This is a genomic window from Xenorhabdus stockiae (assembly GCF_002632825.1).
In the GTDB taxonomy this organism is placed as follows: Bacteria; Pseudomonadota; Gammaproteobacteria; order Enterobacterales; family Enterobacteriaceae; genus Xenorhabdus; species Xenorhabdus stockiae.
Window position 1 is genome coordinate 16,427 of sequence record NZ_NJAJ01000008.1, and the last position, 24,533, is coordinate 40,959.

At 45.5% G+C, this 24,533-nt stretch carries 23 protein-coding genes and 1 riboswitch; of the genes, 13 read left to right on the forward strand and 10 right to left on the reverse strand.

Annotated elements, in window-relative coordinates; all coding sequences use genetic code 11:
* Positions 1-174: 174 nt before the first annotated feature.
* Entirely contained in the window at positions 175-1,170 is a 996-nt protein-coding gene (gene gntR, locus Xsto_RS05180) for a gluconate operon transcriptional repressor GntR (RefSeq protein ID WP_099124296.1), read from the reverse strand.
* A gap of 188 nt (positions 1,171-1,358) precedes the next feature.
* On the opposite strand from gntR, the gene Xsto_RS05185 reads away from it, so the two are divergent.
* The 4 genes from Xsto_RS05185 to Xsto_RS05200 all read left to right on the forward strand — a co-directional run bounded on the left by Xsto_RS05185 (position 1,359) and on the right by Xsto_RS05200 (position 5,217).
* Entirely contained in the window at positions 1,359-1,787 is a 429-nt protein-coding gene (locus tag Xsto_RS05185; protein ID WP_099124297.1) for a bleomycin resistance protein, read from the forward strand.
* A gap of 138 nt (positions 1,788-1,925) precedes the next feature.
* Complete coding sequence (locus Xsto_RS05190) at positions 1,926-2,930, forward strand: hypothetical protein (protein WP_099124298.1); 1,005 nt, start codon at positions 1,926-1,928, stop codon at positions 2,928-2,930.
* On the forward strand, positions 2,930-4,081 hold the full coding sequence (locus Xsto_RS05195; protein WP_099124299.1) for a BamA/TamA family outer membrane protein: 1,152 nt from the start codon (positions 2,930-2,932) through the stop codon (positions 4,079-4,081). The genes Xsto_RS05190 and Xsto_RS05195 overlap by 1 nt, the downstream gene beginning before the upstream one ends.
* Positions 4,075-5,217: a DUF4056 domain-containing protein gene (locus Xsto_RS05200; protein ID WP_244590343.1), complete on the forward strand. Its 1,143-nt coding sequence runs from the start codon at positions 4,075-4,077 to the stop codon at positions 5,215-5,217. The genes Xsto_RS05195 and Xsto_RS05200 overlap by 7 nt, the downstream gene beginning before the upstream one ends.
* A gap of 105 nt (positions 5,218-5,322) precedes the next feature.
* Here the strand turns inward: Xsto_RS05200 and Xsto_RS05205 are convergent, their stop codons facing one another.
* Genes Xsto_RS05205 through plsY form a run of 3 tightly spaced genes read right to left on the reverse strand, consistent with a single transcriptional unit; the run spans position 5,323 to position 7,702 of the window.
* Positions 5,323-6,360: a zinc-dependent alcohol dehydrogenase family protein gene (locus tag Xsto_RS05205; protein ID WP_099108995.1), complete on the reverse strand. Its 1,038-nt coding sequence runs from the start codon at positions 6,358-6,360 to the stop codon at positions 5,323-5,325.
* 36 nt (positions 6,361-6,396) lie between these two features.
* The gene (locus Xsto_RS05210; protein ID WP_099124300.1) at positions 6,397-6,984 is read right to left on the reverse strand and encodes a GrpB family protein; all 588 of its coding nucleotides are present in this window, start codon (positions 6,982-6,984) and stop codon (positions 6,397-6,399) included.
* A gap of 58 nt (positions 6,985-7,042) precedes the next feature.
* A complete protein-coding gene (plsY, locus tag Xsto_RS05215; protein ID WP_099108993.1) occupies positions 7,043-7,702 on the reverse strand; it encodes a glycerol-3-phosphate 1-O-acyltransferase PlsY in 660 nt (219 codons plus the stop codon).
* A gap of 115 nt (positions 7,703-7,817) precedes the next feature.
* Between plsY and folB the strand changes: the two genes are divergently transcribed.
* The gene (gene folB, locus Xsto_RS05220; protein WP_099108992.1) at positions 7,818-8,171 is read left to right on the forward strand and encodes a bifunctional dihydroneopterin aldolase/7,8-dihydroneopterin epimerase; all 354 of its coding nucleotides are present in this window, start codon (positions 7,818-7,820) and stop codon (positions 8,169-8,171) included.
* Here the strand turns inward: folB and Xsto_RS05225 are convergent.
* Positions 8,168-9,334: a multifunctional CCA addition/repair protein gene (locus Xsto_RS05225; RefSeq protein ID WP_099124301.1), complete on the reverse strand. Its 1,167-nt coding sequence runs from the start codon at positions 9,332-9,334 to the stop codon at positions 8,168-8,170. The genes folB and Xsto_RS05225 overlap by 4 nt on opposite strands.
* Positions 9,335-9,422: 88 nt before the next feature.
* The gene (locus Xsto_RS05230) at positions 9,423-10,043 is read right to left on the reverse strand and encodes a TIGR04211 family SH3 domain-containing protein (RefSeq protein ID WP_099108990.1); all 621 of its coding nucleotides are present in this window, start codon (positions 10,041-10,043) and stop codon (positions 9,423-9,425) included.
* A gap of 311 nt (positions 10,044-10,354) precedes the next feature.
* Between Xsto_RS05230 and Xsto_RS05235 the strand changes: the two genes are divergently transcribed.
* From Xsto_RS05235 to hldE, 3 genes are all read left to right on the forward strand, one after another.
* Positions 10,355-11,314: a CYTH domain-containing protein gene (locus Xsto_RS05235; RefSeq protein ID WP_211284289.1), complete on the forward strand. Its 960-nt coding sequence runs from the start codon at positions 10,355-10,357 to the stop codon at positions 11,312-11,314.
* 16 nt (positions 11,315-11,330) lie between these two features.
* Entirely contained in the window at positions 11,331-14,204 is a 2,874-nt protein-coding gene (glnE, locus tag Xsto_RS05240; RefSeq protein ID WP_099124303.1) for a bifunctional [glutamate--ammonia ligase]-adenylyl-L-tyrosine phosphorylase/[glutamate--ammonia-ligase] adenylyltransferase, read from the forward strand.
* A gap of 87 nt (positions 14,205-14,291) precedes the next feature.
* A complete protein-coding gene (hldE, locus tag Xsto_RS05245; protein ID WP_099108987.1) occupies positions 14,292-15,716 on the forward strand; it encodes a bifunctional D-glycero-beta-D-manno-heptose-7-phosphate kinase/D-glycero-beta-D-manno-heptose 1-phosphate adenylyltransferase HldE in 1,425 nt (474 codons plus the stop codon).
* Between the two features lie 112 nt (positions 15,717-15,828).
* On the opposite strand, the gene ubiK is transcribed toward hldE, so the two are convergent.
* Positions 15,829-16,128, reverse strand: coding sequence for a ubiquinone biosynthesis accessory factor UbiK (gene ubiK / locus Xsto_RS05250; protein WP_099108986.1), 300 nt, complete (start codon positions 16,126-16,128; stop codon positions 15,829-15,831).
* 295 nt (positions 16,129-16,423) lie between these two features.
* Positions 16,424-16,625, forward strand: a riboswitch (FMN riboswitch).
* A 119-nt stretch (positions 16,626-16,744) separates the two neighbouring features.
* On the opposite strand from ubiK, the gene ribB reads away from it, so the two are divergent.
* Both ribB and ygiD read left to right on the forward strand, forming a co-directional pair.
* Positions 16,745-17,398 carry a 3,4-dihydroxy-2-butanone-4-phosphate synthase gene (gene ribB, locus Xsto_RS05255; protein ID WP_099108985.1) on the forward strand — a complete coding sequence of 218 codons (654 nt, stop codon included), beginning with the start codon at positions 16,745-16,747 and terminating at the stop codon, positions 17,396-17,398.
* 331 nt (positions 17,399-17,729) lie between these two features.
* Positions 17,730-18,506, forward strand: a complete 777-nt coding sequence (ygiD, locus tag Xsto_RS05260) for a 4,5-DOPA-extradiol-dioxygenase (RefSeq protein ID WP_099108984.1) — start codon at positions 17,730-17,732, stop codon at positions 18,504-18,506.
* Between the two features lie 133 nt (positions 18,507-18,639).
* Here the strand turns inward: ygiD and Xsto_RS05265 are convergent, their stop codons facing one another.
* The 3 genes from Xsto_RS05265 to tolC all read right to left on the reverse strand — a co-directional run bounded on the left by Xsto_RS05265 (position 18,640) and on the right by tolC (position 22,053).
* Positions 18,640-19,800 (reverse strand): glutathionylspermidine synthase family protein, encoded by a 1,161-nt coding sequence (locus Xsto_RS05265; RefSeq protein WP_099124304.1) that lies wholly within the window; start codon positions 19,798-19,800, stop codon positions 18,640-18,642.
* 23 nt (positions 19,801-19,823) lie between these two features.
* Positions 19,824-20,498 carry a DUF1190 family protein gene (locus Xsto_RS05270; protein ID WP_193756882.1) on the reverse strand — a complete coding sequence of 225 codons (675 nt, stop codon included), beginning with the start codon at positions 20,496-20,498 and terminating at the stop codon, positions 19,824-19,826.
* 181 nt (positions 20,499-20,679) lie between these two features.
* Positions 20,680-22,053, reverse strand: coding sequence for an outer membrane channel protein TolC (gene tolC, locus Xsto_RS05275; protein ID WP_099124305.1), 1,374 nt, complete (start codon positions 22,051-22,053; stop codon positions 20,680-20,682).
* A 218-nt stretch (positions 22,054-22,271) separates the two neighbouring features.
* Here tolC and nudF point away from each other — a divergent pair, with 218 nt between their 5' ends.
* The 3 genes from nudF (at position 22,272) to yqiA (ending at position 24,497) form a co-directional block, all read left to right on the forward strand.
* On the forward strand, positions 22,272-22,943 hold the full coding sequence (gene nudF / locus Xsto_RS05280) for an ADP-ribose diphosphatase (RefSeq protein WP_099124306.1): 672 nt from the start codon (positions 22,272-22,274) through the stop codon (positions 22,941-22,943).
* 106 nt (positions 22,944-23,049) lie between these two features.
* A complete protein-coding gene (gene cpdA, locus Xsto_RS05285) occupies positions 23,050-23,889 on the forward strand; it encodes a 3',5'-cyclic-AMP phosphodiesterase (RefSeq protein WP_099108979.1) in 840 nt (279 codons plus the stop codon).
* Positions 23,889-24,497: an esterase YqiA gene (yqiA, locus tag Xsto_RS05290; RefSeq protein ID WP_099108978.1), complete on the forward strand. Its 609-nt coding sequence runs from the start codon at positions 23,889-23,891 to the stop codon at positions 24,495-24,497. The genes cpdA and yqiA overlap by 1 nt, the downstream gene beginning before the upstream one ends.
* Positions 24,498-24,533: the final 36 nt, after the last annotated feature.

Here is a 24,533-nt window from a genome sequence, read left to right on the forward strand (position 1 = left end):
GATCTGCAAAATTTTCTCTGTGAAATATTACCCGTGTAATGTTACCGGTAACTATCTATCGGCAACATTATCAGTAGCAAAGGATGGTGAGCAATCAATCAAGATTGGCAAAAAAGGAAAATGTGAGGCTTATCGCAATTGAAGGTGGGAAAGCATCATATTAAGCTACAAAAATTAAACACTTTCGCCTAATGAAAGTGTAAACCCAACATCAATAAGGGTTTGTTCCAGTTTTTCACCTTTCAGGCGAGCGAGTAATGCTTCTGCCGCCTTGCGCCCCATTTGGTCACGAGGAGTCAATACACTGGCAAGTTTTGGTGTCATTACCTGACCAACATCATGCCCGTGAAAACCGGCAACAGAGATATCTTTCGGTACGTTGATCCCCTGACGCTGACATTCAAAAATAGCACCAATCGCGATATCGTCATTGGTACAAAATAGTCCATCGACATCAGGGTATTTCAGGCAGGTTTCCTGTAAGAGCTGGGCGCCTAATGAGTAGGATGAACTCGCCGTCGTCATCATTTTCTTTGGTTGTAGGCCAGCGCTGCGCATTGCCACTTCATAGCCCTGTAGACGTATCAGTGTCCTTTCATCCTGTCGGGCACCGAGATAGACGATACTCCGGCATCCACGTCCGAGCATGGATTCCGTCATCTGACGTGCAGCTTCAAAATTATCAATACCGACAGCGACATCAAGGCAGGGTGAGACACTGTCCATTAATTCGACGACGGGAATACCGGTAGTTTCCAGTAATTTTAGTGTCTTAGGAGTATGCGTTCGTTCAGCCAGTATCAGACCGTCAATATTATAGGAAAGCAGGGAAAGCAGACGTTCTTCTTCTTTCTGTGCAGAGTAACCGTAATGAGCAAGCATAGTCTGATAGCCATGACGGTCAGTCATATATTCAATACCGCGGATTACTTCAGCAAATACCTGATTAGTCAGTGAAGGCAGTAAAACACCGATTGTTCGGCTGGTGGAGTTGGAGAGAATATCCGGCACACGATTAGGAATGTACCCCAGTTGATCCAGAGCTGCCGCAATCCGTTTTCCCAGAGGTTCAGAAACTTGGTTGGGATTGCGTAAGAAACGGCTGACTGTCATCTTTGTGACACCGACGAGATCTGCAACATCTTGTAAAACAGGGCGTTTTTTCTTCATTTTCAATGCGGTGTAACCAATATTGGGGGGGACAAACTAATAAAGTGTGTTTTTAACATATTTGGACATCATGATAATACGATTTTTAGCAAAAAACTCTGGCTAACTCACATTCCATAGATGCTCTATTTATTCATAAGCTGCCATAATGTTTTTGTAGATAGGAAATCAGAATAAACCGGATAGATATGAATACAACGACTGATATAACCTATTGGAACCGAATGGTTCCTGAGCTGACGGTTACGGATTTTTCGCTTTCTTTTGATTTTTATCAGCGCATATTGGGTTTTAACGTTTTGATAAGAAGGGAAGATCCCGATTTTGCTTATCTGAGTTTAGGGGAAGCACAACTCATGCTGGAAGCATTTCATGATAGTGGCTGGAATACCGGAGAGTTGAGTAAGCCACTGGGGTGTGGGATTAATCTCCAAATTGAAGTGGATAATGTTACTTCTTTACTGGTTAGTCTGAAGGATAACGGTATTAAATTGTATCGATCAGTAACAGATAATCATTATTGCATCGGCGAGACTTCGGTATGTCAGCGCGAGTTTCTCGTGCAGGATCCTGATGGTTATTTGCTCCGATTTAGTCAGTTTATCGAGAGTATATGAAATAATTAGGATGAAAAACAATCAACTTTAAATGATTTATTTCATGTTAGTTATTCATTTTTAAGCATTTTAGGTTAACTTTAAGTGGCAGAGGTTATGCTAGTCTGCCGAGTCCTCCATTTTTCCTTTGAGTTTATTATGACCTTAACTAACTATAGCAAATTGTTAGCAACTGCATTCTGCCTTGTAACTTCATATAGTTATGCAGACAGTGAGCGCCCACTTTTTTCATTGACGATGACTGAGTCTGGTGTACAGCAAACTAATAGCGATGGTAGTTTATCCCATTCCGCTAAATCAGAGTCCCGCATTTTGCCGATTTGGGGGGATGAAGCCCGAGCCAAAGGCTATGATCTTCCTGAACCATTCGGGGTCAGTTATGGTTATATGAACCTGCGCCAGAATGTGATTGTAGATAAAATTGGGTTTATTATGCCTGAAAATCCTGAAACTCCTGATGCCATAACAGTGATTGCAGGAAATACTCGTAGTCGTAGTGAGTCACATATGCTTAAACTGGATGCTTGGGCATTACCATTTTTGAATATTTATGGTGTATATGGAAAAACAAAAGGTTCATCTTCAACTAATATAGAGAACGTGTTATTTGATTTTGGCGTTCCTGGCTATCCGCCTTTCTCAGTAGTAAAAAATGTGCCTTTCACACTAGATTTTAAAGGTAACACTTTTGGCGGAGGTCTAACATTAGCTGGCGGCTATAACCAATTTTTTGCAACACTAGATGCGAATTATACACGAACAAATCTGGATATCTTGGATGGAGATATTACTGCTTATGTAGTGACTCCTCGAGTTGGTTATGAGTTCATTTTTACACCATTACTTGAAGGACAAGGTAATTCAAAAATCCAAATTTGGACTGGTGCTATGTATCAGAATATTACTCAGCGTTTCAAAGGTAAAATTGCGAACCTAAATCTAACTGGAGATTTAGGAAAGTTTGTTAGTGGATTTACTAAGTATGACCCCGATATGGGATTCGACGTCAAACAACATCTTGCTCATAAATGGAATAGTACAGTTGGTGCTCGTTTTGAGGTCACCCGTAATTTCAATCTATTATCAGAAGTTGGTTTTGGTAACCGAAACAGCTTCTATATTTCCGGTGAGTTTCGTTTTTAATGTTGCGCTTTACGATTATCAAAAGGCTGGTGATGTCCAGCCTTCTTATTTTGACTACCTCATCTGCTCATGCAGATATCCTGCCTGACCGCAAAAAAATTGACGGCTGGCTCAGTGAGCTAGGTGGCGATAATCAGTTCGACGCCAGCAAGAAAATTGACTGGGGTGTATTGCCCGGCCCTTTTTATACACCGGAAATGGGAGTGGGGCTTGGTGTAGCTGTAGTCGGACTTTATCGCCCTGACAGTCACGACGATACTAGCCAGAACTCTTCACTGGGTCTCAGTGGGTTTGGCTCATCTACCGGCGCTTTTGGCCTCAATTTCACCAATTATAACTTTCTTGCCAGTGACCAGTGGCGGTTATTTGTTTCTGGTACCCTCAATAACATACCTACCTATTATTGGGGGAAAGGTTACAGAGCGGGAAAAGATAACAGTAATAAACAAAGTTATCGTTCGCGTGAATTTGATATTCGTCCCCGAGTGCTTTACCGCGTTGCTGATGCCACTTATATGGGGCTGGGAGTGAATTTCTCCTCCGTTAATGCCGGTGATACCGATGCTCAGGCAAAAAAATATTTTGAACAGTCTGTTGGCGGGGCTTCGGTTATCAGTTCAGGTGTAAGTGCATACTTTAGTTATGATAGCCGGGATTTCCTTCCCAACCCGCAGTATGGTCAGGCGATTGAGCTGATTTACACCTATTTCTCTCCTGAATTAGGAGCAGACTATCGTTTCTCTACGACACAGTTACAGTTCTCGACTTATCACCAGTTATCTGAAAAAACGGTACTCGCTTTTGATAACTATGCGCGTTTTAGTGCCGGTGAAGTACCGTGGAACCAGCTATCTTTGCTAGGGAATAGTCTGCGTATGCGCGGCTATTATGAAGGGCGTTACCGCGACAAAAATATTTTCACAACTCAGTTGGAGTTGAGGCATAAGCTGGACTGGCGTCACGGCGTTGTCGGTTGGGTTGGAATGGGAACGTTAAGTGATACTCCGTCAACGTTGGGAGAACGACACTGGCTTCCTTCAATTGGTGTAGGTTATCGTTTTGAGTTTAAGCCACGTATGAATGTCAGGTTAGATTTTGGTATTGGAAAAGGCAGTACCGGGTTTTATTTTCAGGTTGGAGAAGCATTTTGAAGTATTTGGTCACACTATTGTTAAGTTTTCTGCTGACAGCCTGCCAAAACAAATCAGCACCGGTTACAACTATTGATCCGATGCTCAAAAGTACGACACATGAACAGGCAAAAACGGATTGGCTAGCCCTGCCTCCTGTTCAACCTCCTGAAGGTCTAAGAGCATGTTGTGCTTTCGGTTATGACCTTAAAGTGAATACATTAGGGCTTTCTGTGCCTCTCTATCATATTGATAATATTGTTGAAGCCAATAAATTGGGAGAACATCACTATAACGATAGCTTTCTTGGTGCAAGCGCGGCGTTATTGGGTGTCAGCAATGAAAAAATCGGCCTGCTCTATACCGAGAAAGGTGGATTCATTGATATTTCCCATGTCAGGGATACTGCGGACTATACGCTTTATCTTTTTAGCCAGATTTATGCGCGCCTTGGCCAGGAATGGACATTGTCTTTGGATGATGAGCTGGCAGCACGTAAGATTCGCTTTTTTGCATTTACCCCGCCAACAGATCCCGCAGAACGCTATACCCTGAGCGCGTATCTGGCTGCAAAGCTGGCATTTCAGTTAGCCGCTTGGCATGAGATTGCTCAATGGTACGGTTATCAGTCTATTCCCGGTTTTTCAGAGGCGATTTCAGCCTTTTCCCCGGAAGATCTCTACTCCAACTTATTGGGCGCGAGACTCGCGCTGACGCTTATTCTGCAAGGTCAGGCATCTTCTGTGAGTCACTTTTCTGTTGCGATTGCGAATATCCTGCCAATGGCCTTAAATGAGCTGGGCGCTTACGACAGGTCAGGCACAAAGAGGATGTTTGATAAGGTTGATGGTTTATGGTGGAACAGTTACCAGCGTATTCCACAAAAGTTTCTGGTATTACGCAGGAATTATGAAACCCAAGATGATCGTTATCCATTAATGCCTTTCGGCAAGGAAAAGTTTGCTTTACGCCTTTCGTTACCGGATTCCTATCGGGATTTTTCATTGGATAAACTGGCTGAATTTCAGTTATGGCCAACAAAGAGCATGAACGACTTACCTTCCCCGCAACATTACTGGTCAGTAAAAGATTTTTCAATGTTGGCGGAAAATGCTGAAAAACAAGACAGGTATCAACAACAGTTGAATGGCAAATAGTTTTTGTGACACTCAGTCGTATCGTGTTTTACCTGCTGTTTTTCAGCGGGTTTCAGCATGTAGCAGGAAAAGTTGCGGAATGACAACTTTTTCTGCTACATCAATTTATGCTGACAGGACGATTTTCAATGCTTTCTCTTTGGCGGCATTCCCAAATATGTCATAAGCGGTCTCTATTTCACTCAATGAATAGTGGTGAGTGACCAATTTTTCCGGTGAAATCTTACCGGATTGAACGCTTTTCAACAGCATGGGAGTGCTGCTTGTATTGACCAGCCCAGTGGTGATGGTGATATTTTTGATCCAGAGATTTTCCAGATGTAAATCGACGGGTTTGCCATGAACACCAACATTAGCAATAAACCCGCCTGCGGCAATGATATCCTGACATATCTGGAAAGTCGCAGGGATCCCTACACACTCAATAGCAACGTCAACACCAATGCCATCAGTCAATTTGTGGATGGTTTCAACCACGTTTTGCCGTGTCGGGTTGATAATTGTGTTGGCACCAAACCGCTGAGCAACGCTGAGGCGATTATCATCGGTATCTATCATGATGATATGTGCCGGAGAGTAAAACTGGGATGCCAGTAGCGCAGAAAGTCCGACAGGCCCTGCACCAATTAAGGCGATGGTATGACCCGGCTGAACCCTGCCATTGATAACACCAATTTCAAGCCCGGTCGGCAGAATATCGCTGAGCATTAAGGCGGCTTCTTCATCAACACCTTCCGGCAAACGATGAAGACTATTATCAGCGTGGGGAATACGTACTTTTTCTGCCTGCGTACCGTCGATTTTATGCCCCAGGATCCAGCCCCCATCTTTGCAATGCGCATAAAGCTGGCGCTTACAATAGGGACAGCTACCACAGACGGTAATACAGGAGATGATAACTTTATCACCGACTTTGAGGTTACGGACAGAATCGCCGATTGACTCAACAATACCAATACCTTCATGGCCCAGTGTCCGGCCCTGCTCAACAGTAGGAACGTCTCCTTTGAGGATGTGCAGGTCTGTCCCACAAATGGTGGTTTTGACAATGCGAACAATAGCATCCGTGGGCTCAATGAGTTGGGGTGGCGCTTTCTCTTCCCAAAGTTTTTTTCCGGCTCCGTGATAAACAAGTGCTTTCATATAACCCCCTTCACAATGGTTTTACAATGTTAAGAACTACAGTAAGCCTTGGTGCTTGAATATCTTCATGTATATTTCATGCACAACCGCATGTTTTCTCTGATTGTAATCCATAACGTGAGTTACATTATCCGCTGCCTGAAGTTTAGCAGAGATATAGCGTTCCCGATCTTCAGGATGTTTTCTGAGCCAGTCGCGGAATAAAATATGGCGGATATGTTCAGGGCAGGCAGGGCCAAATACGTGGAGGTTGGCTCTTGGCTTTGCCAGACGAAAACAGCGATGCTGATAAAAGCTGGGTTCACGTACGGTTAAGTAGTAACCTAGCGTTTCCAGTGCTGGCAAATACTTTTTTTCCTGTATGGGATCTTCCACAATAAGATCGATATCGATGATTGGCTTGGCGGCAAGATAAGGCACAGCCGTTGAGCCAACATGTTCCAGCCGGAGGACTGTGCTGCCCAGTACAGATTTTATATCAGTAGAAAGTTGTTGCCACTGAGTGACCCATTCAGGGTCATAATCCACGACTTCGATAACTTCTTCGATAGGTTTTCCATGCACCCACGGATTTTCATGGGGATCTGGCGGCGGGAAAAAAGTAATCTCTTTTGGGGCAATCAATTATGTCTCTCCATGCTATTTGGAAAGAGGGAATAGCCCCCTCGCGGGGACATTCGTGTTAATCGTCCTGTTGTTGCTGTTCCTTCTCTGCCTGAACTTTTTCTTTTTCAGTCATTTCTTTTTTCTTTTTCAGTTTATGCCAGATACGGCTTTCCTGTCCTCGCCAGAGACGCTGAATATTATCGTGATGGCGCATAAGTATCAGGCATGAAAGCATGGCGACGGGAAAGGTAAATTCAGGTTTAAACCACCAGACGTAGAAAGGTGCAACCAGCGCACCGATAATCGCGCCCAATGAGGAGTAACCGCTCAATAATACGGTCAGCAGCCAAGTGCCGGCAATTAACCCCATAAGATCCCAGCCAATGGCAGCGATGGCACCGAATGCAGTGGCAACGCCCTTACCACCTTTGAAATGGAAGAAAACCGGGTAAATATGCCCTAAACAGGCTGCGATAGCGATAATGCCTAAATAAAAGGGTTGAATGTTGAGCTTATATGCCAGCCAGACAGGGATCATGCCTTTCAGTACATCGCAGATCAGTACTGCGAATGCGGCACTTTTTCCGCCGATACGCAGTACATTTGTTGCTCCCGGATTACCGGAACCATGCTGGCGAGGATCGGGTAATCCTGCCAGACGACAGATCAATATCGCGCTGGATATAGAGCCACATAGATACGCGAAGATGATCATACCAAGCGCGATAGCACTCATAAGATATCTCCAATGTCCAATGAATAAGGGTCGTTTTCTTTACTATAACAATGGATAATACGCACATTTAGTCGGAAGTGGTATCCGGTGAACTAAAAAACGGGGAAACAGCGTGATGGATATCGTATTTATTAAAGAATTAACCGTTATTACTACGATTGGCGTATATGACTGGGAACAGACGATTAAGCAAAAACTGGTGTTCGATATCGAAATGGGCTGGGACAATAAACGCGCAGCTTCCAGTGATAATGTTGAGCACTGTCTGGATTATTCTCAGGTTAGTGAAACGGTGATCCGGCATGTAGAAAACCAGCGCTTTGCTCTGGTTGAACGAGTGGCTGAAGAAGTGGCGGATATTTTACTGAATCAGTTTCACTCGCCGTGGGTCAGAATTAAAGTCAGCAAGCCCGGCGCTGTGGCACAGGCAACCAGTGTGGGTGTCGTGATTGAACGTAAGGCTAGCTAGTGCTGGCTTTGTTCCCAGTCAGCGATGGCAAGCCGGCGTTGCCGCTCTAATTCTGCGCGAATCTCTGCTCCCTGAAAACCACGGGCAATGATTTGCTGAACACTGACTTGAGCAGCTACAGTAAAAGCGCCGCGTAAATAGTTTTCAGAGGGATAGAGTGGTGTTTTCGAGCAGGTAGAGGCACAGATATCGGCTTTACTACAGACAATTAACTGCTCAAGACGCTGCGGTTTGCGCCATACATCGATGGCATTGAACAGCGCCAGCACTTTTTCTGGCGGTAGTTGTTGAGCCGTATGTACCCAACCGGAATATTGAGCCACGATACCGGCAAGATCCCGTGCAGAATTAGGAATACGTAACCGTTCACACAATTGTTTAATCTGTTCACTTTCGATGTGAGTGCATAGTGAAGCAAACCGAATATCAGTATCTGTGCTCAGGTAAGTAGACATTTTCAGGACGTTTAGAGAATGAACGCCCATATTTATATCGGTATCTGTGTGCTTGAGAGGGGCATCAAACAGGGTATTGAGTTCCGGAAAAAGAACAGCCAGAGCGCCACAATTGCGTAAAACCTGAAAATAAACCTGTGGGGATTGAGATGCGAGTGCTTTTTCAGTTTCCCGCCAGACTCGCTCAGGGGTTAGGGATGACAATTCACCACTCGTTGTCATTTCAGTGATCAGCGCCTGCGTTTCCGTTGCAATGGAAAAATCTAAATGTGCAAACCGGGCTGCAAAGCGAGCCAGTCGTAATACCCGCAGCGGGTCTTCTGCAAATGCTGCTGAAACATGACGAAGGATGCGGTTTTTCAGATCTTCAACGCCCTGATATGGGTCGATCAATTCACCTTCGGCCGTTTGTGCGATGGCATTAATAGTCAGATCCCGACGCAAAAGATCTTCTTCTAGTGTGACATCAGGAGCGGCATAACAGGTAAATCCGGTATATCCCTGACCGGATTTTCGCTCTGTACGTGCAAGAGCATATTCTTCATGGGTTTGAGGATGCAGGAAGACGGGAAAATCTTTCCCGACCTGTTGATATCCCTGTGACAGGAGTTCTTCAGGGTTGCCGCCAACAACAACCCAGTCTCTTTCTGTAACCGGCAGATTCAACAGTTGATCACGAACAGCTCCGCCAACCAAGTAAACTTTCACGCTTGTGTCCTTTAAAGCTATATCCTTAAGACTCTGTTCTTGAATCGATATTCATGAACCCTGCATCCTTAAAACCGGTGTTTTAAAATCAGCTCATCCAGCGATCTTTGCGTTTCCGACGCGGAATGATATGTGGCAGAACAAGCCCCAACAGCAGGCCGATACCAGCGACAGCACCGCCATACATGAACCACTGCAAAATGATTTCTCTTTGTTTATCATCGAGCTGTAGGTTAGCAATTTCTACTTTTTTCTCCGCTACAGTCAGCTTGTTATGGAGTTTGGTATTCTCGGCTTTTAAGTCATTGATGATTCTATCGCTGGCAGCGACTTTGTCCTGCATTTCAGCAGTACGCTCATTCCAGCTATTATCAATATTAGCCAATTGCTCAGTCAGCGTTTTAATTTTCTGCTCCATAGCGGGAATACGCTCGTGCACACTGGGAATAGCGCTGAGTTCACTGGATAAGATCCAACTTGTACGCCCTTTGCTGTCCTTTATCTGCGAGTAGCCATTCTCTGATTTAGGATTCACCAGAATGACTTCTGAACCGGCATTCAATGAGCCCATGATGCGGTTCTGATTACTTGGGCCGCTACGAATGTAGGCTGATAGTTCATCGGAAACATAACGTTTTTCTTCAGCATGCACGGATAACGGAAGTGTAAAACCAAGTAATAAAATAAGTAATCGATGTAGTTTCTGCATTCTGTTGTCAACTGTTTTGGTGTATGTGATTAACGTGATTCAAGCTATCCAATTTTTCAAACTACTCAGGCTGATAGTAAAGAGTTAAGTTTGTGGGTGCAATCAGTAAACCAGAATGAATGTTCAATCAACTGACCGAATATCGATATTGTTAGGGTTTTTTTGATGGAGTAGCACAATCATTGTTGAGAGAACAGGCTATTGTGGTTTATTTTTCATATTCTGAAAAACTTCTCTGAAGAATTTCCCTGAAAAAACCGTGGTCAGGATGAAAAACGAACCGCGCAGTATGAACCGAGAGAGAGATAGATATGCGTTCTGTAGAAGTAGAGTTGAAACTGTCAGTAAAACCCGAAACGATATCGACAGTACGCGACCGATTATTCCAGCTTCCTAATCATTACACCTCACCACAACATTTGACCAATATTTACTTTGAAACATCGGATAACCAGCTGCGTCGCTGGGATATGGGGCTGCGTATTCGTGGCTTTGACCAACAGTATGAAATGACGATTAAAACAGCCGGACGGGTTATTGGTGGCTTGCATCAGAGACCAGAGTTCAACGTTCCTCTTCATCAGCCAAAACTGAATTTAGCCCTGTTTCCTGCTGATATCTGGCCTGAAAATACCGATATTACTCAATTGCAGTCTGCGTTGGCGGATCTGTTCAGCACGGATTTTTCCCGTGAAAAATGGCTGGTGAACTATGGACAGAGTGAAATCGAAGTGGTTCTGGATCAGGGAGAAATCCGTGCCGGAGAGAAAGCCTCGCCTATTTGTGAATTTGAACTGGAGCTGAAAACCGGACAGGTGTCTGATGTATTGTCACTAGCTGAGGAGCTGGCGGTTCAGGGGGGATTGCGGCTGGCAAACAGTAGCAAAGCGGCACGGGGTTATGCGCTTGTCAGAGAAGCCTCGTCCATTAACTTGGTCAGTATGGAAGCGGAGATCTCTGAAACGCCGGAATGGCAGCAACCGTTATCTGTTCTTTTGACAGATATCCTGCAACAGTGGCAGGAACAAGAGGAAGGATGGCTGGCAGGGATCAATGCAGGAAAAGCAGGCTTAGAGAAAGTTTTAAAACGGGCAGGACTACTGGTTGAAAAGCAAGGCGGAACAGCTCCGGCACTGGGTTTATTGTCTGAATTAGAAGAGAGCCTTTCTATAGCCGATGCAGAGGCTGGTGCAGAAAACATGTGTTACAGCGCGAAATGGTTGCAATGTAAACTGGCACTGACTCAGTGGTTGATGACCCAATTACCATAAACAATGGAACCTGACTATGCTGCCACTTTCATCCGTTTTAACTCATCAATTGAAGCACACGGTGATGCACTTTCAGCCATCATTCCGGCAATCAGAGGTAATCGCAGACAACTTTGCACCTCATGAACAGGCGGTGTTGGCGATAAGTGACTTTGTAGCAGAAAATTTGCTGACTCGCGCTGAATGGCTGGATGAGATCCGCCAGGATCCTCCGCAGCCTGATGAGTGGAAATACTATTCTACATGGTTGGCTGAATGGCTGAATCAGGCTTTGTCTTCAGCCAATGACGAAAATGGACTAATGCGGTCTTTACGCCTTTTCCGTAACAGAATGTTGGTGAGAATTGCATGGTCACAGGCTCTGCGCAGCAGTACAACAGAGCAGACACTGCAACAATTGAGTGTACTGGCAGAAACACTGATTATTGCTGCCCGTGACTGGTTGTACCGTCATTGCTGTCAGAGTTGGGGAACTCCCACGGATCAGGCTGGTGTTGCACAGCCACTATTGATCCTCGGTATGGGTAAACTGGGAGGAGGAGAACTTAATTTTTCTTCTGACATTGATCTGATTTTTGCCTATCCGGAAAACGGTGTGACACGAGGTGGTCGCCGTGAAATGGATAACGCGCAGTTTTTTACCCGACTGGGGCAAAAACTGATCAAGGTATTGGATCAGCAGACGATCGATGGTTTTGTTTATCGTGTTGATATGCGATTACGTCCGTTTGGTGATAGTGGGCCGTTGGTATTCAGCTTCCCGGCACTGGAGGATTATTATCAGGAACAGGGACGGGATTGGGAGCGTTACGCGTTAATCAAGGCGCGGATTCTGGGGCATGATGATCAGGCTTACTGTAACGAATTACGCCAGATGTTGAGGCCATTTGTCTATCGCCGCTATATTGATTTCAGTGTGATCCAGTCGTTACGCAACATGAAGAATATGATTGAGCGGGAAGTTCGTCGGCGGGGTTTAAAAGACAACATTAAATTGGGTGCCGGTGGAATTCGGGAAATTGAATTTATCACACAGGTATTTCAGTTGATCCGCGGAGGCAGAGAACCCATCCTGCAATCCCGTTCATTATTACGGGCACTGGAAGCCATCGAAACATTGGCATTATTAACTCAGGAGCAGGTCAGACAACTCAAAGAAAGTTACCTGTTCTTACGTCGGCTTGAGAATTTGCTGCAATCCATTCGTGATCAACAAACCCAGACGTTACCGGAGAGTGAGCTGGATCGTGCCCGTTTATGCTGGGGAATGGGATTTTCTGACTGGGATCATTTAACAGCAGAAACAGAAAAAAATATGCTGGTTGTGCGGGATATTTTTCAGCAGCTGATCGGTGATGAAACTGAGGGTAATGGTGAAGTCTCCGCTCATGTGCCGTTTAAGAGCTTATGGCTGGAGTACCTGAACAGAGACGAACTGATGGCACTTGTTCCTCATCTCAGTGAACCTGAAGCCCAAAAAATGCTCGAGACGATGGTGTCGCTACGTAATGATATCAGTAAGCGTACCATTGGCCCACGGGGGCGTGACGTGCTGGATCATCTGATGCCACGTCTGCTGGCAAAAATTGTGGCAAGAGAAGATACCAATACCGTATTGGAGCGGGTTATTCCCTTATTACTGAGTATCGTCAGCCGGACAACCTATCTGGAGCTGATTCTGGAATCAGAACAGGTGATGACCCACGTTATTCGTTTGTGTGCCGCTTCTCCGATGATTGCTTGCCAGCTTAGCCATCACCCTCTATTACTGGATGAATTACTCGATCCGACTTCCTTGTATAAGCCATTACCGTTGGATGCATATCGGGATGAGCTGTATCAATACTTATTGCGTATTCCTGAAGATGATGAAGAGCAGTTACTGGAAGCTCTGAGGCAGTTCAAACAGGCACAACTATTGCGGATAGCCGCAGAAGATATCGCGGGTGCCCTGTCGGTTATGAAAGTCAGTGATCATCTGACTTATCTGGCTGAAGCGATTATCGGTGCGGTTGTGCATCTGGCATGGAACCAGATGGTAAAACGTTTCGGCACACCAACTCATTTATCGCAACGTCAGGGGCTTGGTTTTGCCATTCTTGGCTATGGCAAATTAGGTGGATGGGAACTGGGTTATGGTTCTGATTTGGATCTGGTGTTTTTACTGGATTGCCCGATTGGGGTAATGACTGATGGTGATCGCTCCATTGATGCCCGTCAGTTCTATTTGCGTCTGGCCCAGCGGATACTTCATTTGTTCAGTACCCGAACCGCGTCAGGGGTGTTGTATGAGGTGGATGCCCGACTACGGCCGTCCGGCGAGTCAGGCATGTTGGTCAGTACTCTTGAAGCCTTTGATGAATATCAGAAAAAAGAGGCATGGACGTGGGAACATCAGGCTTTGATTCGTGCCCGGATGGTATTTGGTGATGAAAAAATGCGGAGCGATTTTGAGCGTATTCGCGGTGAAACGCTATGTATGCCACGGGAGCCTGAACTGTTGCGCCAACAAGTACGTGAAATGCGCGAAAAAATGTATCGGCATCTGGGAAGCCACCAACATGGTCAGTTTGATATTAAAGCTGATCCCGGAGGGATCACCGACATTGAATTTATCGCCCAATATCAGGTACTGCGTTACGCGCCAGAAAATGCCAAACTGGTGCGCTGGTCTGATAATGTCCGTATTTTTGAGTTAATGGCTGAATACAATATTATGGGCGAGGAGGAAGCAAGTGCATTGACACAGGCTTATATCACTCTGCGCAATGAACTGCACCAGCTTGCTTTACAGGCACTATCCAGTCATGTACCTGCTGAACGGTTCATCCAACAGAAAGCACTCGTACACAATAGTTGGCAGAAATGGCTTGGAGATAAAGCACAGTGAGTTTGGCTTTTTCTGAGGGTTCTTTCTGGCATTTTGGCTGGTTATGGTAATATCCGCCACAATTTATTCTGATATTTGGAGCATGGGATGAACGTAGCACTCCCTGATTTTCACCGTGCAGGTGTTTTGGTTGTTGGCGATGTCATGTTAGATCGCTATTGGTACGGCCCAACCAGCCGCATTTCACCGGAAGCGCCGGTTCCTGTTGTTAAAGTTGACACCATCGAAGAGCGTCCGGGCGGAGCAGCTAACGTTGCTATGAATATCGCATCATTGGGCGCTAATTCACATTTAGTCGGGTTAACGGGTATTGATGATGCTGCCCGTGCATTAAGCGAAAAACTGAGCAGCGTGAAAGTCCGGTGTGACTTTGTTTCCGTTTCAACCCATCCGACTATTACGAAATTACGCATTCTTTCGCGTAATCAGCAACTGATCCGTCTGGATTTTGAAGAAGGTTTTCAGAACGTAGATGCTCAGCCAATGCTGGAGAAAATTCAGCAATCTCTGCCAAATATCGGCGCACTGGTATTGTCCGATTACGCAAAAGGCGCGCTGAGTCAGGTTCAGGCAATGATTAAGCTGGCAAATGCTGCTGGTGTTCCTGTTCTGATCGATCCTAAAGGCCACGACTTTGAGCGTTATCGTGGCGCAACACTGCTGACTCCGAATATGTCAGAATTTGAAGCTGTGGTTGGTCATTGCAAAGATGATGATGAACTGGTGCGTAAAGGTACGCAGTTGGTACAGGATCTGGAACTGAAAGCGCTGTTAATCACCCGTTCAGAGCGTGGCATGAGTCTGCTGCGTGTCGGGCAGCCTCCTTTACATCTGCCCACTCAGGCGCAGGAGGTTTTTGATGTAACGGGCGCCGGTGACACAGTGATTGGCGTGCTGGCAACGGCTATTGCAGCCGGTAAACCACTGGCTGAAGCCTGTTATCTGGCTAATGCGGCGGCGGGAGTGGTAGTCGGTAAGCTGGGAACTTCCACTGTTTCCCCGGTGGAATTGGAAAATGCCGTGCGTGGGCGTGCAGAAACAGGCTTTGGTGTGATGAATGAATCACGCCTGAAAGAAGTCGTTGAGCAGGCGCGTCAGCGTGGTGAACGTATCGTAATGACGAACGGCTGTTTCGATATTCTCCATGCCGGGCACGTTTCTTATTTGTCCAATGCCCGTAAACTGGGCGATCGCCTAATTGTGGCGGTTAACAGTGATGCCTCAACCAGACGCCTGAAAGGTGAAACGCGACCAGTTAATCCGCTGGAACAGCGAATGATTGTACTGTCTGCACTGGAGTCAGTGGACTGGGTTGTTGCATTTGAAGAAGATACACCGCAGCGCCTAATTGCGGGCATTTTGCCTGATATTCTGGTCAAGGGCGGGGATTATAAGCCCGAAGAGATTGCTGGCAGTGAGGAAGTCTGGGCCGCTGGTGGTGAAGTGCAGGTGCTGAATTTTGAAGACGGAATCTCAACGACTAATATTATTAAGGCGATAAAAAGTCAGTAATTTGATCTGAGCCATAATGCCGTTATGTTTTTTGCGTAATTTAACGGGTGACATCAACGGCATAGCCTGAATGATTGGGAGAATTGTATTTTGTTGCAATTCTCCTTATGTATTAATCAGCTTTCTTTTCGCCATGACTCTCTTCGGCATCAATCGCTGTTTTTGGGGTTTCGAAACGAGCTTCCAGTTCGTTCAGGCGCTGTTCCATACTGATCAGTTTTTCACGGGTACGCAGTAACACCTGAGTCTGAACATCAAATTCCTCACGGTTGACGAGATCCAGCTTGCTCAACTGAGATTGCAATACAGTGCGCAATTTTTTCTCTATATCATCACCAAACTCTTTTACACCTTTCGGCATCGCATTGTGGATTTGGCGGGCAATTTGTTCAATTTTTTTGGGATCGAGCATAATGGGTATCCTTTTACTGACAGCATCGTTTATACACGTCGTCTTTCAAGCTGCCTCTTTGTTGGCTGCGTTCGCTCACCCTAGTCACATAGTTATCTATGCTCCTAGGGGTTTACTCCCTTGCCGCCGCGATGCAGCTTGAAATCCATTGTGTATAGTCACCGGGCTGTTATTAATAAAAATAATGTTGTCGCTATTTTAATACCTGTTGGCGAAAGCACAAATGATTGAGAGACAGGTTTTATATTTGGTTTTTACTAATTGCCCTGATGAAGCATTAACGTTATAGTCGAATGGTTTATCTCAGGGCAGGGTGAAAGTCCCTACCGGCGGTAAAGTGAAATCATCTTCTGGTGATTTTATGAAGCCCGCGAGCGCTCTATTTGTCGTTATTCCGTTGTTGTTAACAATAAAAACAACCGGAGTATAAATAGAGGTCAGCAGATCCAGTGTGACTCTGGAGCCGACGGTTATAGTCCGGATGGGAGAGAATAACAGCATCAATCGGGCGCTTGCGCTCGTCTGTTGTTTTTGTTGCTTCATTTTTAAGCAATATCAACTCCTCAAAATCGCCCTGATTCTGGTAACCCATATACTTAAAAGAGGTTTTTTTACCATGAATCAGACGCTACTTTCTTCCTATGGCACCCCATTCCAACGTGTTGAACGCGCGATCGCGGCTTTACGTGCAGGCGGTGGGGTAATGGTATTGGATGATGAAAATCGTGAAAATGAAGGTGATATGATTTTCGTTGCCGAAACCATGACTGTAGAACAAATGGCATTAACCATCCGTCATGGCAGCGGCATTGTGTGTCTTTGCATGACAGATGAGCGCCGTCGGCAATTACAGTTGCCTATGATGGTGGAAAACAATTCAAGCCAGTATCAGACGGCTTTTACTATCACGATTGAAGCTGCACAGGGAGTGACAACAGGCGTATCTGCCGCAGATCGTATTACAACCATTCGTGCGGCTATTGCAGATGGTGCACAACCTGATGATCTGAATCGTCCAGGACATGTTTTTCCTCTACGGGCGCAGAACGGGGGGGTTTTGACCCGCCGTGGTCATACAGAAGCAACGATTGATTTGGTCAAACTGGCAGGCTTTAAACCAGCGGGTGTGTTGTGTGAGCTAACGAATGATGATGGCTCCATGGCCAGAGCACCTGAGGTGATTGAATTTGCTCAACAGCACGATATGCCAGTGGTCACAATTGAAGATTTGGTTGAGTATCGCATTAAAATGGAAAAAGCTGTCAGCTGATTCAGCACGATGGTTTTCTTCTGCTGGTATCGTCCTCCATTAGCATGGAATATTTCATGGTTCTTAATTTGTAGCTGATAGAACTAAATTCTGAGCCATGATGGGTAAAAAAAGTTCGGAATAAAAGGCCGAACAGGATAGAATATATCAGTTCTTATCGCATGTACGCTTATAAGGCCGCAGTCCACACCCTGTGGCCTTTCAGTATTTTTAAAGTACCCCATCATTTTTTGATTGGCCATATTCAGGGAAGAAACATCATAATCTTGCCATAATTTTTTTGTCGCTATCCATAATCCACCATGTTTGATTTGCTGTATGAGGGACGAGAATGAGTCTCCTGAGAATGCCCGCCTTGTTCATTGGTCACGGTAGCCCAATGAATGCCATTGAAGATAATTGTTATTCACGAGCCTGGTTTGAGTTAGGACAAAAACTGCCCAGACCAAGAGCCATTCTGGTAATTTCTGCGCATTGGTATATAGATGGTACTGCTGTGACGGCAATGTCTCAGCCCAGAACTATCCACGATTTTGGTAATTTCCCCCGTGAGTTGCATGAAAAACAGTATCCAGTGAAAGGTTTTCCTGAACTGGCTGTTTTGGTACAGGATATTCTTGAGCCGATTGAGGTCGAAACTGATTTTGACGAATGGGGATTGGATCATGGTTCCTGGGGAATATTAGCTAAAATGTACCCTGATGCGGATATTCCGGTGGTACAGCTGAGCATAGATCGTAATCAGTCGACTGCTTTCTATTATGATATAGGTAGAAAACTATCTATGCTACGGGATGAAGGCGTTATGATCATCGGCAGCGGGAATGTTGTGCATAACCTGCCAGCCGAAGAGTTGGGTGCAGAACCTTACCCGTGGGCACTCTCTTTTGAGCAGTTTGTACGTGAAAACCTGACGAGTATTGAAGAGCCACACCCGTTACTTCAGTCCTTAGACAGGGAAGACGGTAAATTATCCCACCCGACACCTGAACACTTTATGCCACTTTTTTATGTACTGGGAACATGGGATAAAGAAGAGCCAATTTCAACGCCCGTTGAAGGGATTGAAGATGGCTCCTTAAGTATGCTGACAATCCAGTTAGGGTAATTCCCTTCATCTTTCGAACGGGCACTTTATTGGCTATGTTCGTCCACCCCAGTCACATAGTTATCTATGTTCCTGGGGGTTACTACCTGTTCGCTGATGCTATGCAATTCAAAATCGATTGGATATGACTGAATTAATCCAGAATGATATGCGGATAGAAGCGGGACAGATCTTGTGTGATTAATTCACGGTCTTCGCGGATACAGATACCCGCAGCCTGATCGTTCACTAACCAGCTTCCTACCAGCGCATGGTTATCGCCGAATTTAGGCAGGGCATGGAACTGCTGAACAATCATGCCTTCTTCACCATAAGGGCCATCTGCACTGGCTATCTCCCGGCCATTCTCGATAATACGGATATTGGCCCCTTCACGTGAAAATAAAGGTTTAATCACGTAGCTGTCCATGTTTGCCGGACGTTCATCAGCAAAGTAAGCAGGCAACAGATTAGGGTGATTCGGGAACATTTTCCATAGCATCGGCAATAATGCTTTGTTGGAAATAATACTTTTCCATGCTGGTTCGAGCCAACGGACTCCGGCATCAGCCAGTTTGGTCGAGAAGATTTCACGCAGCATGAATTCCCACGGATACAGCTTAAACAGATTACCGATCACCTGATCCTGTAAATCCGTAAACTGCCCCTTTTCACCTAGACCGATATCTTCAATAAACAGGAATTCTGTCGGAATACCGGCTTCTGAAGCACAATCCTGCAAATACTGGATTGTGCCACGGTCTTCTTCACTATCCTGACAACATGCCATATGCAGCAGACCAAACCCGTGTTTTTCGCGTAATTGCGCAAAACGCTCGATCAGCTTTTCCTGTAGGCTGTTGAATTGGTCTGCATTCGACGGCAGATGGCCAGCATTGACCTGATCTTCCAGCCAGATCCACTGGAAGAATGCCGACTCATACAGGGATGTCGGGGTATCGGCATTATTTTCCAGCAGTTTTGGTGGATTCTGACCATCGTAGGCAAAATCCAGACGGGAATAGAGTGAAGGCTGGCTGGTTACCCATGAAGAGCGGACAAACTCCCAGCAATGCTTCGGGATCTGGAATTTTGTCAGCAGCTCTTCACTATTGACGACTTTTTCCACAACCTGCAAACACATCTGATGCAGCTCTGCGGTAGCATCTTCAATTTCTTCAATCTGACTCAGACTGAACTGATAATAGGCCTCTTCACTCCAGTAAGGCTGGTCATACATGGTATGGAAATTAAAGCCATATTCTGTTGCTTTTTCGCGCCAGTCCGGGCGCTCAGTAATACTAATGCGTTTCATCTTTACTTAATACTCACTTTGACTTAGCCACCCATTGAACGGGAAGAACTGGAACTTGAGCCAGCAGATGAACGCTGCATACTGGATTGTTTTGCCACCGAATCACCGAACCCGCCACGGGTAATTGTCGTTGTGGTTGCCGGTTTTGGTGCCATTGCGGTCTTTGGTACAGACATGCTGCGGCCGCCAGCGGTAGCCGGGCCATAACTTTTACCTGTAGCGTCAACAAATTTACCATTAGCCGGGCTGCTGGCTGATTTTGATGAGAACAGCGGTTGCGAAGGCGCAGATCTGTTACCCATCAGTTGCCCCATCATATAACCCGCCATCAAAGGCATCCAGAAGCTTCCGCCACTGCTTTGTGCCTCAGCCTGACTACCGACACCTGCCTGTGCAGGAGCCTGAGTACATTGCTGTTCACCAAATTCGGCCACACAGTCTTCACGGGTCGCATATTTTGGTGCAGTTTTCTCTGCTTCTTTCAGGGCGTTGTTATAAGCAATGGTACATTGTTCACTTTGAGAAGGATTTGCCTTGGAACACTCATCGGCATTGGTATAAAGCGATACCGTTTCATCGTTCTGTTCACAGGCAGAAAGCATGAAAACAGCACTGACAGCGAGTGCTACAGGTGCCAGACGATATTGTTTCCACGCTTTGCGGAAACTATCGCGGTTAATCTCTTTTGTCCGTTTCATTGTCATAGGGAGCATCCATCTTAAAGGTATCAGATTAGATTAAGAGCTAATCCCACCAGTAATTCACAATGGGATGGCTCATTAGGATCTATTAAAAAATAGCCCACACAACGGCGGGCTGTTTATTGAGTATAGCGCGTTTAATATAACGTTTTTTAATCTAAAACGATAGCGCATTAATTCAGCGAATTGATGGTGTTTTCATCTCTTTAATAATATTGCTGGCAGAGGTTGAAACCTGTGTTCCCAGTATATTATTCAGTGCCGCCAGATCGTCTTCGTTCAAAGTACCACGGGATTGCTGATTAACCAGTAGACTTATCAGATACTTATAGCGCGCCTGAGACAGATTCTTTTTGGCTTGATACAGTTTGGTGGTTGAATCCAGCACGTCAACAATAGTACGGGTTCCTACCTGATAACCGGCTTCCATTGAGTGCAGTGAACTTTCTGCGGAGAGCACGGCTTGTTTGTTCGCTTCAATGCTACTGATAGACGCTCCAATATCATTGGAGGAAGAACGAACATCCTGAATCACCTTACGGTAAGTATTTTCCAAATCCTGACTACTGGAGAGGAAATCATATTTAGCCTGTTCTACCTGAGAGCTGGTTGCACCACCGCTGTAAAGTGGCATGCTGAATGAGACACTGACAGAATTGCTACCACCATATTGATTGGTGCTTGGATTACCGTTATTGTTACGGCGCGTATGAGTATTTTGGACCCCTGTACTGGCTGACAACCCGAGAGTTGGCATATAACCAGTCTGAGCATCTTTGATCTGCTCACGTTTCAAATCTTGCATCAAGCGTGCAGATAACAGGTTGAGATTGCGGGTTTCGGCTTCTTTCAGCAAGTCTTCAGCTGGTTTTGGCTTACTTGTCTTGAAGTGGTCAATGTTCAATGAAGCCAGCTGTGGGTAATAAACACCGGTAATCAGGCGCAATTTTTCCAGTGAGTTATCCAGCTCATTACGGTCATAAACTTCCTGTGCCAGAATAGAATCATACTGGGCCCGGGCGTTCTGGACGTCAGTAATGGCGGCCAGCCCCACATTGAAGCGCTGGGTTGTCTGATCCAGTTGCCGGTAGAGTGAGGATTTCTGAGCTTCGCTATAGGTCAGAGCATCAATTTTGCTCAGGACATCAAAATAAGCGTTGGCGGTATCCAGAATTAATTTCTGCTGGGCTGCTTGATAACTAATATCGGCAATCCCTGCTTTCTTTTCAGCCTGATTCAGTTTGTTCCATTTGGACATATCGAAAATGGTCTGCTCCAGCGTTAATCCAGCGCTGGTATTCCGAGTCTCTTGCTTACTGTTGCGAAAATTCTTTTCATAACCAGTTTTTGCACCCAAACCTAGTTGAGGTAACAAAGGACTGCGGGCTAAATTAATCCCTTCAAAAACCGAATTGCGATCAGCCAGCGCCTTAAGCAACTCAGGGTTAGTTTCTTTCGCCTGTTTATAAATTTGTAACAGGTCTTCTGCGTGGCCTGAAGTACTGAAACCTACCAGATTCATAGCGATAAAAAGAGATAGCAATTTTTTCATTTGCGTTCCTTGTTGTGCAGCTATTTTGCTTAAGTTGCCTCTGCATAAAAACAATATCACAGATTCTAGCAGAGAATACTTGCAGTATAAGGTGGCTGTTTGTGCCATATTGCCTTATTTTCTAGAGTGTTTGTATCTTCAAAATCAATTTATTTAGAACAATGTGAAAAAATACATTTTAATAGTAGAGAATTAAAAGATAACAAACAGGAGCTTTTATGCGCGAAGATCTTACCTCACCGCTTATTTCTACAAAATCGATAGATTCAGAAAAACCATTTACGTTTTCGAAACAAGATGTTGAAGTCATTTCCCGAAAAACACTCTATCACGGTTTTTTCAAAATGACGGAGTATCAATTCAGACACCGTCTGTTTCGTGGAGGATGGAGCGAAAATATTAAGCGTGAAGTATTTGAACGGGGTCATGCCGGTGTTTTGTTGCCTTATGATCCGGTGCGTGATGAAGTTGTCCTGATTGAACAGATCCGCATTCCGGCGATAGAAACCAGCCAGACGCCATGGTTGCTGGAAGTGATTGCCGGCATGATTGAAGAAGGGGAAGATGCTGAGCAGGTTGTCCGCCGTGAAGCGATAGAAGAAGCAGGTATTGAAGTTAAACGTTGCCAGCCGGCACTGAGTTACCTTGCAAGCCCCGGAGGAACAACAGAGCGCATGAGTATTTTTGTAGGAGAAGTCAACTCTTCTACTGCTTCAGGTATCCATGGTCTGGAAGGGGAAAATGAAGATATCCGGGTACTGGTTGTCAGCAGAGAGCAGGCTTATCAATGGGTTGAAGAGGGAATTATTGATAATTCAGCTTCAGTGATTGCAATACAGTGGCTGGCATTGCACCATGAAAAACTGAAAAAAGAGTGGCTGGAAATATAAACGGCAATTTTGTGTTGGGAAACGTGAAGTGTGCCCCAGTCAGCAGATCTTATGCATAAAGACACGTTAGAATGACCCTCTATGACCGACAGGAAAAGGAAACCATTTGGAAAGCCTGCTTGAAATACCTGTGGCGAAAGGTGCCACAGCAAGAATATTGCAAATCACTGACATGCACCTTTTTGCCAATAAAGGTGGCTCACTGCTGGGTATCAATACCTACCGCAGTTATCATGCTGTGTTGGATGCGATCCTTGAGCAGAATATTGATATTGATTTGGTCGTTGCGACCGGCGATTTAGTTCAGGATCAGACTCCCGGTGCCTATCAGAATTTTGTTGAAGGCATTGCCCGTTTGCCCGCCCCTTGTGTCTGGTTACCCGGTAATCACGATTATCAGCCTGCTATGGTTGATGTACTGGCGGCGGCGGGAATTTCACCTTCCAAGCAAATATTCATCGGCCAGCACTGGCAGCTTATCATGCTGGATAGTCAGGTGCAGGGTGTTCCCCACGGCGAATTGACGGAATACCAGCTGGAATGGATGAGTAAATGTCTGGATGAACACAGTGATCGTCAGGCGATTGTCATGCTTCATCATCATCCTGTACCATCCGGCTGTACATGGCTGGATCAGCACAGTCTGCGCAATGCTCCTGCACTGGCAGAATGCCTGAAGGGTAAATCGCAGGTGAAAACAATACTGTGCGGGCACATCCATCAAGAGCTGGATGTAATGTGGAATGGTATTCGTGTGATAGCAACACCATCAACCTGTGTGCAATTTAAGCCACATTGTACTAATTTTATGCTTGATACAGTGGCTCCGGGTTGGCGTTACCTTGAATTGCCTGTAACTGGTGGCGGAGAAGCAGAACTGCAAACGCAGCTTTATAGGCTCAAGAGTAATGAATTTTGCCCGGATTTAGATTCGGACGGGTATTAATGTCAACGTTACTTTACCTACATGGTTTTAACAGTTCATCCCAATCAGCAAAAGCAACTGCGCTGAAAACATGGTTGCACCAGCAGCACCCTGAAATAGAGATGCTGGTGCCACAATTGCCTCCTTACCCCGAAGATACGGCAGCTTTACTGGAAGAAATAGTGATGAGCCGCTCAGGGGAACACATCGGTTTGGTTGGTTCCTCATTAGGAGGTTATCTGGCCATCTGGCTTTCACAATGCTTTGGCCTGCCAGCCGTAGTCGTCAACCCTGCGGTTCGTCCATTCGATCTTCTTCAGGATTATCTTGGGGAAAACGTGAATCCTTATACCGAAGAGCGGTATACTCTTGAAGAAAGCCACATTCATGACCTCAAAGTAATGCATATTGACCCGTTGGAATCACCGGATCTTATCTGGTTATTGCAGCAAACCGGGGACGAAGTGCTGGACTACCGTCAGGCGGTTGCCTACCTGATGCAGTGCAGACAAACCGTCGAATCTGGTGGAAATCATGCATTTATTGGTTTCGAATACTATTTTCCTCAAATCATTGACTTCTTGGGGCTAGCCAGCGGCAATAGTAAAAAAATTGCCAAAAATAGGTAAGCGACTGGTATTATCAACAGTATCTATCCAATGGAT

Bases quoted from the DNA above. Each gene is read 5' to 3' on its own strand.
- gntR (WP_099124296.1), bottom strand. From the start codon at position 1,170: ATGAAGAAAAAACGCCCTGTTTTACAAGATGTTGCAGATCTCGTCGGT.
- Xsto_RS05185 (WP_099124297.1), top strand. From the start codon at position 1,359: ATGAATACAACGACTGATATAACCTATTGGAACCGAATGGTTCCTGAG.
- Xsto_RS05190 (WP_099124298.1), top strand. From the start codon at position 1,926: ATGACCTTAACTAACTATAGCAAATTGTTAGCAACTGCATTCTGCCTT.
- Xsto_RS05195 (WP_099124299.1), top strand. From the start codon at position 2,930: ATGTTGCGCTTTACGATTATCAAAAGGCTGGTGATGTCCAGCCTTCTT.
- Xsto_RS05205 (WP_099108995.1), bottom strand. From the start codon at position 6,360: ATGAAAGCACTTGTTTATCACGGAGCCGGAAAAAAACTTTGGGAAGAG.
- plsY (WP_099108993.1), bottom strand. From the start codon at position 7,702: ATGAGTGCTATCGCGCTTGGTATGATCATCTTCGCGTATCTATGTGGC.
- folB (WP_099108992.1), top strand. From the start codon at position 7,818: ATGGATATCGTATTTATTAAAGAATTAACCGTTATTACTACGATTGGC.
- Xsto_RS05230 (WP_099108990.1), bottom strand. From the start codon at position 10,043: ATGCAGAAACTACATCGATTACTTATTTTATTACTTGGTTTTACACTT.
- Xsto_RS05235 (WP_211284289.1), top strand. From the start codon at position 10,355: ATGCGTTCTGTAGAAGTAGAGTTGAAACTGTCAGTAAAACCCGAAACG.
- glnE (WP_099124303.1), top strand. From the start codon at position 11,331: ATGCTGCCACTTTCATCCGTTTTAACTCATCAATTGAAGCACACGGTG.
- hldE (WP_099108987.1), top strand. From the start codon at position 14,292: ATGAACGTAGCACTCCCTGATTTTCACCGTGCAGGTGTTTTGGTTGTT.
- ubiK (WP_099108986.1), bottom strand. From the start codon at position 16,128: ATGCTCGATCCCAAAAAAATTGAACAAATTGCCCGCCAAATCCACAAT.
- ribB (WP_099108985.1), top strand. From the start codon at position 16,745: ATGAATCAGACGCTACTTTCTTCCTATGGCACCCCATTCCAACGTGTT.
- ygiD (WP_099108984.1), top strand. From the start codon at position 17,730: ATGAGTCTCCTGAGAATGCCCGCCTTGTTCATTGGTCACGGTAGCCCA.
- Xsto_RS05265 (WP_099124304.1), bottom strand. From the start codon at position 19,800: ATGAAACGCATTAGTATTACTGAGCGCCCGGACTGGCGCGAAAAAGCA.
- Xsto_RS05270 (WP_193756882.1), bottom strand. From the start codon at position 20,498: ATGAAACGGACAAAAGAGATTAACCGCGATAGTTTCCGCAAAGCGTGG.
- tolC (WP_099124305.1), bottom strand. From the start codon at position 22,053: ATGAAAAAATTGCTATCTCTTTTTATCGCTATGAATCTGGTAGGTTTC.
- nudF (WP_099124306.1), top strand. From the start codon at position 22,272: ATGCGCGAAGATCTTACCTCACCGCTTATTTCTACAAAATCGATAGAT.
- yqiA (WP_099108978.1), top strand. From the start codon at position 23,889: ATGTCAACGTTACTTTACCTACATGGTTTTAACAGTTCATCCCAATCA.